Source organism: Amycolatopsis sp. A133, from assembly GCF_031082405.1.
Lineage (GTDB): Bacteria > Actinomycetota > Actinomycetes > Mycobacteriales > Pseudonocardiaceae > Amycolatopsis.
This window is the reverse complement of sequence record NZ_JAVHJU010000059.1, coordinates 156,631-169,151: the sequence shown is the minus strand read 5'-3', so window position 1 is coordinate 169,151 and position 12,521 is coordinate 156,631. Positions and strand designations below refer to the sequence as shown.

Below are 12,521 nucleotides of genomic sequence, written 5' to 3'. Positions count from 1 at the left end.
GGTATTCCGAACTCTTCTCGACCAACGGCTGCATCACGCACCACTCCCAAAGTATGCGGTTCGAACGCCGGTGACGGGCGGGCTCCCCGTCGGGGAAGCTGAGGAGCCCGCCTCGTCATTTCCATCGGTTTGGTTCACCCGCCACCGCGGTGGGTGCACCCGCTCGTCAGGCCACGTCGTACTGCTCCTCGGGCGCCAGGCGCGGGCCGCACGAAGGCATCACGAGCTTGTGCAGGAAGTCCGAGTCGACGAGGTCGAACAGCGCCTCGCAGGACCGGTCGAAGCGGTCGGGATCGGTCGCCATGAGGACCTCGACGGCTTCCTTCTCCATGCGCAAACCCGCGCTCGTGAGAGCTTCGACCGGGTTGTTCGCCAGTGCCGCCGCGAAGTCCTTGTCGTACGTCAGGCGCCCGACGACCGCGTCCATGACCTGGGCGACCTTGGCGGCCTCCGCGATCTGCTCCGCGGTGTATTCATGAGTGACATTGGACATGATTTCTCCCGTTCCATGTCGAATGATTTCCTGGACAAGCCCGCCCAGGACTTCGACATTGCCAGAAGCGATCATCTCCGTCAACCATTCGACGGTCACCCGATTTCACATTCCTCATGACCCGGCACCACGATCGGGCCGGCATTCGAGACGCTCTGCAAACCCGCGCCACGCCGAGGCGCATTCCCGAGCCAGCTGGGCCACCGTCTTCCGTTGGTGCACGGGCACCGCGTACAGCATTTCCTCCCATTGCTCGTCACCGACCGCGGCGCAGCCGATGAACCGCAGCAGGACGCGGCTGGATTCACTGAACCGCAAGGACGGATCCCGGGCGAGGGACGCGACGAGTTCGGCGGCCGTGTCTCGGGCCGGCGGCCGCGGATCGTCCCGTTTTCGCTGCCGAGGCGTCGCCGGCGATTCGCCCCGCGAGAGCCGGGCGCGCACGTCCTTCGCGGTCGACGGCGAGATCCGCACCGCTTTCGCGACCTCGCGCAGCGAAGCGGACGGGTTGGCCGTCATCAGTTCGGCGGCGCGCATGCGTGCCTCGGTGCCGTCGACCGGGCGCACCCGGCCGTCCTTGCCGATCCGGGTGTTCGACTGCCTGATCCGTTCGCTCGAACACTTCCGGACCGTCGCGACGGTGCTGGCCGCCAGGCCGGTGACCGCCGAAATCCGACGGTCGGACCACGTCGGGTGCGAGTCGACGATGCGAGCGGCCGCGACCTTGCGGTCGGCGGTCGACAGCGGCAGACCGTGCGCGTGGTTGAGCTCGACGGCGAGCACAAAAGCGTCCGCGTCCGTGCCGGTGAAGAACAGCACGTCGAGGACTTCTTCACCGCGCAGTACAGCCGCCCGGAGGCGGTGTATCCCGTCGATGACCTTCATCGTCGGCCGGTGCACGACGATCGGCGGCAGTGGCGTGTCCATCGCGGCGAGCGCCTTGACGTGCTCGGCGTGCTCGCCGTGGACGCGCGGGGAATCCGCGGCCACCAGCCGGACGATCGGGACCTTCTCCGGCACCGCCGACAGTTCGGTTCGTCCGGCGACCTGGCCCTTCACCCTGCGTCCCTCCTTTGCCCCTGGTCAGGGCCGGGCAGGACAACCGCCGACCCCGGCCGCAGCCGGGACGACCGCGCGGCGGCCGTCCCACTCCCCCTTCGGACACCGCGAGCCTCGCCGACGCCGCAGACGTTTCGCAGACGCCCGACGTCCATGCAGGTCAGAGCTGGTTCTCAGGGGATGGCGATGGTTACCGGGCTCTCGAAGACCTCGAAACCGTGCCGCTCGTAGAGGCGACGCGCCGGGTTGCCGTCCGTAACGACCAGGCCGACCACGCCGAGCCCCGCCGCGGCCGCGCGGGCCAGCGTCCAGCGGAGCAGCAGCGTCCCCGCCCGCGGGTACGCCGGGTGCCGGAACAGGTCCGTGATCAGGAACCCGCCCCAGGGCACCTCACCCGGGAACTTGTTGAGCAGCAGTCCGGCCACCACCACGCCGTCGTGGCTGACGACACCGCTGAGGGGCGACAGCGGACCGTACGACGTCCCCGCCACCAGCGCCTCGAACCGGTCCCGCACCGCGACGACGTTCTCGTACTCGTACCGGTAATCCGGATGATCGGGCGCGTACGCGGCCCGCCACGCCGGGATCAGGTCGTCGACCGGCCGGTCGAACGGTTCGCACCGCAGCGACGATCCCGGCATCGCACGCTCCCAGTCACCCGGTGGGCGTCGCGCGGACAGGTCACAGGTCATGCGATGGGTCGCCCGGACCAGCCGCGCACCGCGGGACAGCAGTTCTTCGGCGAGTGACCGCGGAGCTGTTGCCGCCCATCCGGACATTTCCCGAATGGCGACTTCCGCGGCGCCGGCGCCGAGCACTTCGACCCGATCGGCCCACGGCCGCCCGGCGCTCTCACGCCGGAGATAGGAAAGCACCGGAACACCATCGGCGTCGACGCGAATCTCCCGCACCCTTGCTCCCCTGTCTCAGCCACCGATCCGGAGGTTAACATGGGACCGATGGCAGAAACCGGCTCCGGCGACACGAACATCGCGGAACAGCAGCTTGTCGATTCGCTGCTGGTGACGCTCGGCCTCGGCGCACTCGGCTCGGTGCGGGCATATGGCGGCAGGCACCGGAATTGGGCGGGCGCAACCGTTTCCGGAACCGAGGTATTCGTAAAGCGAATCGCACCCGGCACCCCGAGTGGCGCCCGCACGATCGGCAGGCTGATCGCACTGGAGTCGTCGGACTGGGCGCCCGTGCCGAGGCCGCGGTGCCTCGGCTGGAACGCAGAAACCGGGGTGCTGGCCTACGAACTGGTCGCTCCCGCACGCGACGGGCGACGACTGGCCGACGACGGCGATTTCGACGAGGCGACGGCCGGCCGGCTGGGGCGGCTCGTGGCGAGGCTGCACAACGCGACCTGCCCGCCGTGGCTCGACTCGTCGATTCCCCGGCTCCCCCCACTGGACGAGCTCGACGCGCTGCCGCTGGAGGTCTACCGCAACGCGTGCGCCGCCGAACTCGAGCTGTGGCGGCTGCTGCAACGGGATGAGGCGTTGACCGCGGCGATCCGGTCGTTGTGCAGCCCGCCGGGGGCGGCCCTCACCCCGGTGCACGGCGACCTCCGGCTCGACCAGTTTGTGATCAGCGGCAGCGATGTCCGGCTGACCGACTGGGACGAGCTCAGACGCGGTGACCCAGCACGAGACATCGGTGCCTTCGTCGGCGAATGGTTGTTCCGCAGCACGCTGGGCATCGCGGACGCCGGAGGAACGGCCGGCCACGAGGAGATCGTCGCCCGCGGCGCCACCCGGTTCGAGGAGGTGCGCCCGCTGGTCACCGCGTTCTGGCTCGCCTACCTGGAAGACCGCCGCGAGCCGGACGCCGATCTAGTCCGACGTTCAGCGGCTTTCGCCGGCTGGCACCAGTTCGACCGCCTCCTCGCCGGAGCCGAGGAGCAGTCCAGGCTGCTCCCGGTTGAACGTGCGGCCGCCGGAATCGGCCGCACTGTACTGCTGGCCCCCCGCCGGTTCGCCACCACCTTGGGGCTGGTGGCGTGACCCCGCTCTTCCCCGCCGAGAGCGGATCGATCAGGAACCTGCTCCACACCCTGCGCGCCGTCGAAGTCGACCACCGGAAAAACCGCGCGGTGGTCGCCGGCCAGGTTCTGCATGCGGCCGATCCGGTCGCACTGCGCACGCAGCTGGCGACGGCACTGTACGACCACTTCCACGCCGGGGAGAGCCGGAGTGGAGCGGAACTCGCCGGTTTCCGCGACCGGCTCGCCGCGGCCGTACCGCACCAGCTCACTCGCGTTCACGGCCGCGTGCGGTCGTCCGCGGCCCCGGCCAACGCCGTCATCGAGATCGACGGCCTGCGGGTCCGCGTGCCGGCTTCGGCGGCCGGCGCTCCGCCGGTCGGCGCCGTCACCACCATCAAAATCGATTGCCGCCGCCCGAATCTCGCTCCGGGCTTCTTCCTGGTCGACGGATCATCCGGACACGGGCTGGCGTCCGGTGACCACACCCTTCGGCTCTATCTCCACCTCGCCGAACCGCGTTCTGCGACTGCCGCGTGGCACGCGGTCCTCGTCTTCCTGGAGGAGCTCGGTGTTCCCTATCGGGCCAAGGTCAGCCTCCACCTGCCCCGCCGGGACGCGCTGGTCCTCTACCTGGGACGCCACGCGTGGCACGCCGCACCGGAGATCGCGGAAGAACTGTCGGGGCTTCAGGGACTGGGTGCGACGGTGTCGGCCTACGCGCATCGCATCGCGGACGGCGTGGCGGCGGCCTGGGACCCCGCTGATTCCCGGCCGGGGCACCGCGGACTCAGCTTCGGGGAGCACCGCTCACGGGTGATCGCCGACGCGTTGCTTGTCCCGGGAGCGCGAGAAGAGGAACTGGCGCGATCGCTCGCGGCGGGGAACGTCGATGCGACGAAGGTCTTCCGGAACACCACGTCGCCCGATTTGTGAAGTACGCCACACCCGTTGCCCGCTTGTCTCCGCGTGTGACCGCATGCAGGGTGAAGGTCTTCAACCGGGAACCGATCTTCTTCGAAAGGTACCTCCAATGCACTCCGAAGAACTGTTCGCGGCGTACGCCGAATTCACCACACCGGCCGATCTCGCCGCGCCGTGGGCAGACGCCCACGCCGTCTCGCGCAACACCACGACTCCGGCCTTCCTCTCGTATTCCGAGCCCCGTCCGGAGCAGGTGAGCGAGTAGTCCGGGACGGGAGGAGAGGTGACCACGTTCCGGGAAGTCTTCGCCGATTCCGAATTCAGGGCCATCTTCTGCGGGTTCGGCCTGTCGACGGCCGGCGACTTCCTGGCCAGGGGCGCGGTGACCATCGGTGTGTACGCATCGAGCCAGTCGCCCATGCTCGCTGCGGTCACCTACGCGCTGACTTTCCTCCCCGATCTCCTCGGCGGTGCGCTGCTGTCCGGCCTCGCGGACCGGTTCAGCCGCAAGACCGTGATGATCACGGCCGACCTTCTGCGGGCCGGCTTGGTCGCCGTGATGGCGACTTCCGGGCTGCCGCTCGCGGCGGTGTGGCTGCTGCTGCTCGCGGTGCGCCTGCTCGATTCGCCGTTCCGCAGTGCGCAAACGGCAACACTGTCGTTGGTGCTCACCGGCGACCGTTACGTGGTCGGCACATCGGCCAACACCATGTTGGCCAATATGGCGGTGGGCGTGGGGTTCGCTGGAGCGGGAGCCGTCGCCCAGCAAGTCGGCATGAGCACGGCGCTCTACATCAACGCGGGCACGTTCGCGGGTTCCGCGCTGTTGATCTGGGCAGGTGTCCGGTCCCGTCCGATGGCGGGACCGGGCACCTCGCCGGCGGCTCGCTGGTGGGGCTCTCTTTCGGCCAGCACGCGGCTGGTCCGCACCGACCGGCGGCTGCGCACGCTGATATCGTTCGCCGTCATCCCTGGCATCTGCATGGTGGCGACCGCGCTGGCGGCACCCTACGCGGTGGAGTCGGGCAACGGTGAGGCTGCCGCCGGAGCGCTGATGGGCATCGGCTCGGTGGGCATGGTCGTCGGCGTGTGGGCGGTAGCCAGGTGGCTCCGTCCCGAGACCCGGATGCGGCTGCTCAGCGTGCTGGCGGCGGCATCGGCGGCACCGTTCGTGGCATGCGCGTGGCACCCGGGCTTCGTCGCCGACGCGGTGATCTGGTTCGTGAACGGCGCCGCGACGTGCTTCTGGGTCCCCGTCACCACCGGTGTGGTGCAGTCCACCCCGGATGCCATGCGCGGCCAGATGAGCGGCCTGGTGTTCGCACTGTTGAGGCTCGTCCAAGGAACCGCGATCCTGGGTTACGGGCTACTCGCCGAAATCTTCCCGCCTTCAGCGGTCATCGCAGCGGCCGGCCTGCTCGGCGTGGTCGTCTCCGGGGTGATCGGACGCGCCTGGCAGCGCGTCGGCAGCGCGGAGCGATCACCTGCCGCAAGCCTCGGCCGATGACCGCCGCAGCTCGGCCGTACCCGGCAGCCCGGTACCGCGGAGACGCTCGACGGCGAGCCGGCAGTACTTGTCCGCGACAGCCAGATCCCCTGCGGCCCGCCGCGCCAGCGCCAGGACCCGCAAAGCCCGGGCCTGTTCGAGCTGAGCCCCGAAGCGCTGAGCTTCGGCATAGGCCGATTCGGCGAGCGCGGTCGCGGTGTCGACGTCGCCGCTGTCGAGTTCCGCCTGCGCCAGGACGACTTTTGCCCGCATACCCAGGATGCGCAGTCCGGCGTCCTCGCACAGTGTCACGGCCCTCCGAGCACGCGAAACGGCCATCCGGACATTCCCGGTCAGCCGGCTGAACTCGGCATACCCGGTGAGAGCGGATACCTTCCCGCGGCGGTACCCGATCTCCTGGCACACGCCAAGTGCCGAACGGTAGAGCCGACGGGCCTCATCCAGCTCACCGCTGAACTCGTGCGCCCCAGCGAGCGCGGTCAGCGCCTCCGCCTCGTCTTCCCTGGCGGCACTGCCCCGAGCGATCCTTAGTGCCAGCCGGGCGTTCCGACCGGCGGCTGTCGGATCGCCGACCTCGAGATAAGCTCGGGAGAGGTGGCCGAGCACATCGGCCTCGAAGTGGCTGACCGAGCCGCGTCGCAGCAGGTCCAGCGACCGGGTGAACTGCTCGATGGCGTCGTGGCAACGGCCGCGCAGCAACAGGATTTCGCCGAGGATCCCCCGGACGTTGCCTTCTGTGGCACGCTCGCCTGAGACGTCACACAGGCGGAGCACGTGGCGTGCGGCGCCTTCGGCTTCGTCGAGTTCCCCGCGCAGCAGTTCGGCGTAGCTGAGCGCGAGCCAGCCGAAACGTTGCAGTGGCCGGTTTTTCGTTTTCGAGGCCAGGGCGAGACCCTGACGGATCTGCGCCGCACCGTCGTCGACTCGCCCGACGTCTCTGTCCACGCTGCCCAAAGCAATGAGTGCCCGAGCTTGCCCCTCGTGGTGCCCTGCCTTTCGGTAGGCCACGAACTCTTCCGCATAGTGGTGTGCGGCGGCCCGGTTGTCACCATGACGGAAGCTGAGGGAGCCCAAGCACGAATGGACCGAGGCAATCGCGGGAAGTTTGCCGCGTGCCATCGCCGCGTGCAGAGCGGCGGTGAAGGCACCCATCCCTTCTTCGCGATAGCGACCGCTCGTCACCAGGTACGGTCGTACAGCTTCGACCAGAAGCCAGGCCAACTGTTCTTGCGGCCCCTCGGAGGCCCGGACCACGGCCGCCAGTACGTTGAGGCATTCGGTGTTCATCCACGCTATCGCCTCGCCGGGGTGGGCGAATGCCGCCGGTTCCGGCGGCGTGAGCCCGTCCGGCCAGGGAAGCCGGACATACGTGGGGTACAACAGACTTCCCGCCGATTCCGTGTGCCGCAGGTAGAACTCGAGGAGTCCGGCCAGTGCCGAGTTCAACGCCTGCTCGCGGTCGTCCTCGAGGCACCGCTCGGCGGCGAAGACGCGCAACAGATCGTGCAACTGGTGCCTCGCCCCATACTTCCGCACGATCAGGTTCGCCACCGTCAGCCGATCGAGTCGCGCCCGGACCGCGCCGTCGGGCAAACCAGTCAACGCAGCGACGGCCGCGGCCGAGAAATCCGGCCCGGCGATGAGCCCGAGCAGCCGGAACACCCGCGCGGTGACCGGGTCCAACCTCACGTAGGACGACCGGAACGCCGTGCGGACCGTGGCTTCCTCGTCCCCTTCGATTTCCAGTGCCGTCAACCGGTTGCCACGGCGCAGCTCGGCGACGTACTCGACCAGAGAACAATCCGGCCTGCTGACCAGGTTCGCAGCGGCGATCCGCAGCGCGAGGGGCAAGAACCCGCACAAGCTCGCCAGTTCACGCGCTGCGTCCGGATCCACCGCGACCCGTTCGGCACCGATCATGGTTGTCAGCAATGCCTGCGCGTGTTCCTCGGACAGCACGTCGACGTGGAACAGTGCGGCCCCCTGGAGCGCGACCAGCCCACGCAAGTCGTTCCGGCTGGTGATCACCACGCCACAACCCGGTGCGCTTGGCAGCAGCGGTCGCACCTGACTCGGGCTGACCGCGTTGTCGAGCACGAATAGGATCTTCCGGTTGCGGAGCAGGGTGCGGTAAAGCGCGACGAGTTCCTCTTGACCGGAAGGCAGGCGGGTGGTCGTCGCGCCCAGCGCGATGACGAAGCGAGCCAGCACCTCGGTCGGTGTCAACGCCGGCGTAGCGGCGTGACCGCGCAGATCGACGTACAACCGGCCGTCCGGGAACCGGCCGTGCAGCCCATGAGCCACTTTCACCGCTAACGCCGTCTTCCCGGCGCCAGGCAGACCCGTCACCACGACGACCGGAACACCCGTTGACGACGACAGAGCTCGCTCGATCCTGCCCACCAGCTCGTCCCGGCCGACGAAGTCCGGCACGTCCGCCGGCAGCTCGTGCGGCACCAGGTCGTCGGACATCGCCTCCCCCGCGCCATGGCTCGCGGGAGGCGGCGCTGAAATCGGGTCTCGCGCCAGAATCTGTTCGTAGACCTCTTGCAGCTCGACCTCGGGATCGACACCGAGCTCCGTGGCGAGGGCGGCCTTGATCCGGTTGTACACCGAGAACGCTTCGGCCTGCTGACCGGAGCGGTACAACGCCAGCATGAGCTGACCGTGCAGTTTCTCTCGCAGCGGTGCGGCATCCGCAGCCGCTTGGAGTTCACCGACCAGTTCCCGGTGACGTCCGAGCTGCAATTCGGCAGCGAACAACGCCTCTTGAGCGGCAATCCTTTCGCGCTCGAGCCGAGGCACGTGGACCGTGCGCAGGAGATCCGATGGCGTATCGGCGAGCGCCCCGCCACGCCAGCAGGCAAGAGCCTCACGCAGGATTTCGCTGCGCTGTGCCAGGTCTGCGACCCGCCGGGCGCGGTCGACGGACTCCCGGAATCGATGCAGGTCGAGTTCTCCCGGTTCAACCCGGATCCGGTAACCGCCGGTCATCGCGGTGATGCGGTCGGCATCGCCGATGACCCGGCGCAGGCGTTGCACGTAGGTTTGCAGTGTCGCACGGGCACCTCGCGGCGGGTCTTGGTCCCACAGCTGGTCGACCAAGTCATCGGCGGTGACCATGCTGTTGGCGGACAACAACAACATCGCCAGCAGGATGCGCTGCTTCGTCGCATTGACCGGAACGACGTCGTCTTCGACGACCACTTCGAGCGGGCCCAGCACTCGAAATCGAAGATTTTTTCGCACCGCGCCCCCTTTCTGGCACCAACGGCCACGAACGATGATCATACCGGGATGTGACCCCAGCACCTGGCTGAGTCGGCGTGCGAAACAGTCCGATCGTGCCAACTGCTGCGTCCGGTCCGTAACCTCAGATCGGGGAGTGACGACGACCGGCAACAGATCCCGGAGGGGTGGAGACAACTCGGGAGACCACCACGGGCAGTCTCAAGCCGAGGACACCCACCGCCCGACCTGATCCTGCTCGTCTGGATCCATGCCTGAGTCGTCTGCGGGCTGCACCAGATGGCCGAGATAGACCCGGCCAGTCTCTCACCGATTTCACGGGGGCACAGCTGGGGCAAACCCCCTGCCACAACGACACTCGACAACTCGCAGTTGCCGGCAATGGTGGTCAAGCGCATCATTTCCGGGGGCCCGGCTCGGAGTACGGCTTCGCCGAGCTCACTGGCCGGCCGGTGTCGATGATGGGTGGAGCGAACACGGCGCGCAGCATGGCGAGCAGCTTCTTCGTCGCCGGGGCACCGTCGGCGTGGAGGCGGCGTGCGGCTTCGCGGGCAAGCGCGGTGGCCTCGCCGCGTTCGCCTGCGTGCTGCAGCGCTATCGCAAGCATGCTCATCGCGTCGGCTTCGTACACAGAGCCACCGCCGTCCTGGAGCATGGTGAGCGCGGTCCGCAGGTGGGTCACTGCAGTGACGTGCCGCCCGAGCGCGAGATGGGCCTCCCCCAGCTGACCGTGCACCAGTGCTGCGCCGAAGCGGTCGCCTTGGGCGAGCTGAAGCTCCAGAGCCTGCTCGTCCAGCGCGATCGCCTCGGCGGGATGGCCCGCGTCAAGCCGGCACATGGCCATGTTGTGCAGGTCCTGTGCTTCGCTGCCGCGTCGGCCGAGCCGGCGGTGCACGGCAAGTGAGTGCTGCCAATGAGTCGAGGCATCCTCGTGACGACCGAGGCGGTACAGCGACCGGCCGATGTTGCCAAGCGCCAGTCCTTCACCGACATCGTCGCCCAGTTCTCTGCACTGGTCGAGGCTGCGGCGGTAGTTGGCCAGTGCCTCTGTGTACCGGCCAAGGTGTTGCTGGTTGTTGGCGAGTGTGGTCGACATCAGCGCCTGACCACGCAGATCGCCTGTACTGCGCACTGCGGTCAACGCGATGTTGATCACGCCAGTGTGGTCGGCCCAGCGGAGCTTGCGCTCCCGGAATTCGTTGAAAGTCGCCACGATCTGCCATGCGTAGTCGTTCCTGCCCCTTTCTGCGGCGAGCGCGACCGCGGCGATCAGGTTGTCCAGCTCGGTGCCGAACCACCCGATGGCTTGCTGCTCGGTAGCCGGCTCGATCGGTGCGACACCGGGTTCGAGCGGAGGCGGTCTCAGCGGGCGGTGGTCCTCGAGCCGCCGTGCGGCGTTGTACGCGCTGTGCAGGCACCATGACAGCATTCGCGAGAGCGCTTCGTCGTCTGGTTCCGCGGCGAACAGCTCCACCGCGAACGCGCGCAACAGGTCGTGCAGCTCGTACCGTCCCGGGCCGACCTGCCGAAGGTGGTGGGCGTCGGCGAGGGTGTGGAGCAGCTGGAGAGTCGCGGATTTGTCGATGCCTGCGAGGGCAGCTGCGGCCGACGCGCCGACGCGGTGGCCCGGCCACGTGCCGAGCAGCCGGAACAGACGTGCCGCCGCCGCGGGCAGCGCCGCGTAGGCCGACCCGAGTGTGACCCGCAGATCCGTCTCCGCATCACTGGTGACGGCGAACGCATCGAGCCGCTTCCGCTCGTCGCCGAGGTCGTGGAGGAGCTGGTCGACCGGCGTGCCGTCGGCCAGCCGTTCCGCCATGATGACGAGCGGCAGGGCGAGGCGGCCGCAGTGGTCGGTCAGCGTCGCCGTGGCGTCTCGCGCCGCCGCGATTCGTGCCGGACCGGCGATCCGCGACAGCAGTTCGATCGCCTCCTCCCGCCCGAACGGTGCCAACGCGAGCCGCTCCGCGCCGTTGCGTACCGACAGCCCACGCAGTCGCCGGCGGCTGGTCACCATCGCGACACCGCCGGGACCCGGCATCAACGGCCGTACCTGTGCGGCGTCATCCGCGTTGTCCAGTACGACCAGCAGCTGTCTGTCGGCGGTGACGCTGCGGAACAGCCCCGCCCGCTCGTCGAGGTCCACGGGGATACGGTCAGCGGGCTGGCCTAGCGCTCTGAGGAAGCTTCCCAGCACGTCGTTCGCCGACCGCTGACCCCCACGCAGGTCGACGAACAACTGTCCATCTGGGAACCGGTCCGCACGCTGGTGCGCCCAGTGCAGCACCAGCGAGGTCTTGCCGACTCCCGCGGGGCCGTCGACCGCAACCAGCGTGACGGGGACGTCACTGTCGAGAATGTACCTGTCGAGCTGCGCGAGGTAGCCGCCGCGGCCGGTGAACCGGGCCAGGTCCGCGGGAAGCTGGCGGGGCCGGGAACCGTCGCCGTTCGTTGCCGCCTCCGGCAAGCCGTCGGTGAGCACGGCCTGCTGCGCCGCGCGGAGTTCTTCGCCGGGATCGACACCCAGCTCCTCGGCGAGCTGTGCGGCGATCGTGCGGTAGGCATCCAGGGCCTCTGCCCGTCGCCCGGAGCCGTGCAGGGCCAGGACGAGCTGTGCCCACAAGCGCTCGCGCAGACTCGTCTGCGCGACCAGGCCACGAAGGCGGGGCACCAGCTCGCTGTGCCGGCCGAGCGCCAGTCCGAGATCGGCGTACTGCTCCTCGACGAGCAAACGTCGTTCGGTGAGCCGACTCAAGTCGTCGGACCGCAGCACGTCGGAGGCCACGTCGGGACACGGATCACCCCGCCACAGCGCCAGTGCCGCGCCCAACGTTTCGGCTCGTGCGCTGCAGTCGTCGGTGGTGTCGGCCTCCGCGACGAGCTGTTCGAAGCGCAACAGGTCGAGCTGATCGGGGCGCACGTCGATCTGGTAGCCGCCCGGGACGGTGCGGACGAGATTGCGCGCCGGGCCGAGCGCGGCGCGCAACCGTGTCACGTACAGGCGTGCGGCCTTGGACTGGTCGGCCGGTGGCGATCGGTCCCACAGCCGGTCGAGCAGGGACGACATCGGGACTGGCCGGTTCGCCGACAGCAGCAAAGTCACGAGCAGCACGCGGAGCTTGGCCGTGGTCATTTCGACGGGCTCGCCGTCGTGGTAGATCGCCAGCGGGCCGAGTACAGAGAACCTCACCAACGCCAAGGTAGTACAAATGCGACGGCTGCGATGAACCTTTTCAGAAGGACGTCTGTCTTGAGAGCTTCACGCGTCGACTGATCCGTCCATAAGGGACCGGTCTCCTCCGGAG

At 68.7% G+C, this 12,521-nt stretch carries 9 protein-coding genes; 4 read left to right on the top strand and 5 right to left on the bottom strand.

The window, feature by feature from the left end; translation table 11 throughout:
- Window positions 1-166 precede the first annotated feature (166 nt).
- From Q5425_RS35870 to Q5425_RS35860, 3 genes are all read right to left on the bottom strand, one after another.
- Window positions 167-592, bottom strand: a complete 426-nt coding sequence (locus Q5425_RS35870; protein WP_308676820.1) for an Os1348 family NHLP clan protein — start codon at window positions 590-592, stop codon at window positions 167-169.
- Between the two features lie 15 nt (window positions 593-607).
- Window positions 608-1,552 carry a ParB/RepB/Spo0J family partition protein gene (locus tag Q5425_RS35865; protein WP_308676819.1) on the bottom strand — a complete coding sequence of 315 codons (945 nt, stop codon included), beginning with the start codon at window positions 1,550-1,552 and terminating at the stop codon, window positions 608-610.
- Window positions 1,553-1,725: 173 nt separating this feature from the next.
- Window positions 1,726-2,463, bottom strand: coding sequence for a GNAT family N-acetyltransferase (locus tag Q5425_RS35860; protein ID WP_308676818.1), 738 nt, complete (start codon window positions 2,461-2,463; stop codon window positions 1,726-1,728).
- Between the two features lie 48 nt (window positions 2,464-2,511).
- Here Q5425_RS35860 and lxmK point away from each other — a divergent pair, with 48 nt between their 5' ends.
- The 4 genes from lxmK to Q5425_RS35840 all read left to right on the top strand — a co-directional run bounded on the left by lxmK (window position 2,512) and on the right by Q5425_RS35840 (window position 5,967).
- A complete protein-coding gene (gene lxmK / locus Q5425_RS35855; RefSeq protein ID WP_308676817.1) occupies window positions 2,512-3,558 on the top strand; it encodes a class V lanthionine synthetase subunit LxmK in 1,047 nt (348 codons plus the stop codon).
- Between the two features lie 89 nt (window positions 3,559-3,647).
- Window positions 3,648-4,472, top strand: coding sequence for a T3SS effector HopA1 family protein (locus Q5425_RS35850; protein ID WP_308676815.1), 825 nt, complete (start codon window positions 3,648-3,650; stop codon window positions 4,470-4,472).
- Between the two features lie 97 nt (window positions 4,473-4,569).
- Window positions 4,570-4,725 carry a hypothetical protein gene (locus Q5425_RS35845; RefSeq protein WP_308676814.1) on the top strand — a complete coding sequence of 52 codons (156 nt, stop codon included), beginning with the start codon at window positions 4,570-4,572 and terminating at the stop codon, window positions 4,723-4,725.
- Between the two features lie 18 nt (window positions 4,726-4,743).
- The gene (locus Q5425_RS35840) at window positions 4,744-5,967 is read left to right on the top strand and encodes an MFS transporter (RefSeq protein WP_308676813.1); all 1,224 of its coding nucleotides are present in this window, start codon (window positions 4,744-4,746) and stop codon (window positions 5,965-5,967) included.
- Here Q5425_RS35840 and Q5425_RS35835 read toward each other — a convergent pair.
- Both Q5425_RS35835 and Q5425_RS35830 read right to left on the bottom strand, forming a co-directional pair.
- A complete protein-coding gene (locus tag Q5425_RS35835; protein ID WP_308676812.1) occupies window positions 5,941-9,258 on the bottom strand; it encodes a BTAD domain-containing putative transcriptional regulator in 3,318 nt (1,105 codons plus the stop codon). The two genes, Q5425_RS35840 and Q5425_RS35835, sit on opposite strands and share 27 nt — an antisense overlap.
- Window positions 9,259-9,613: 355 nt before the next feature.
- Window positions 9,614-12,406, bottom strand: a complete 2,793-nt coding sequence (locus Q5425_RS35830) for a BTAD domain-containing putative transcriptional regulator (RefSeq protein WP_308676811.1) — start codon at window positions 12,404-12,406, stop codon at window positions 9,614-9,616.
- Window positions 12,407-12,521: the final 115 nt, after the last annotated feature.

Coding starts and splice junctions, on each gene's coding strand:
- lxmK (WP_308676817.1), top strand. CDS start 2,512: ATGGCAGAAACCGGCTCCGGCGACACGAACATCGCGGAACAGCAGCTT.
- Q5425_RS35845 (WP_308676814.1), top strand. CDS start 4,570: ATGCACTCCGAAGAACTGTTCGCGGCGTACGCCGAATTCACCACACCG.
- Q5425_RS35835 (WP_308676812.1), bottom strand. CDS start 9,258: ATGATCATCGTTCGTGGCCGTTGGTGCCAGAAAGGGGGCGCGGTGCGA.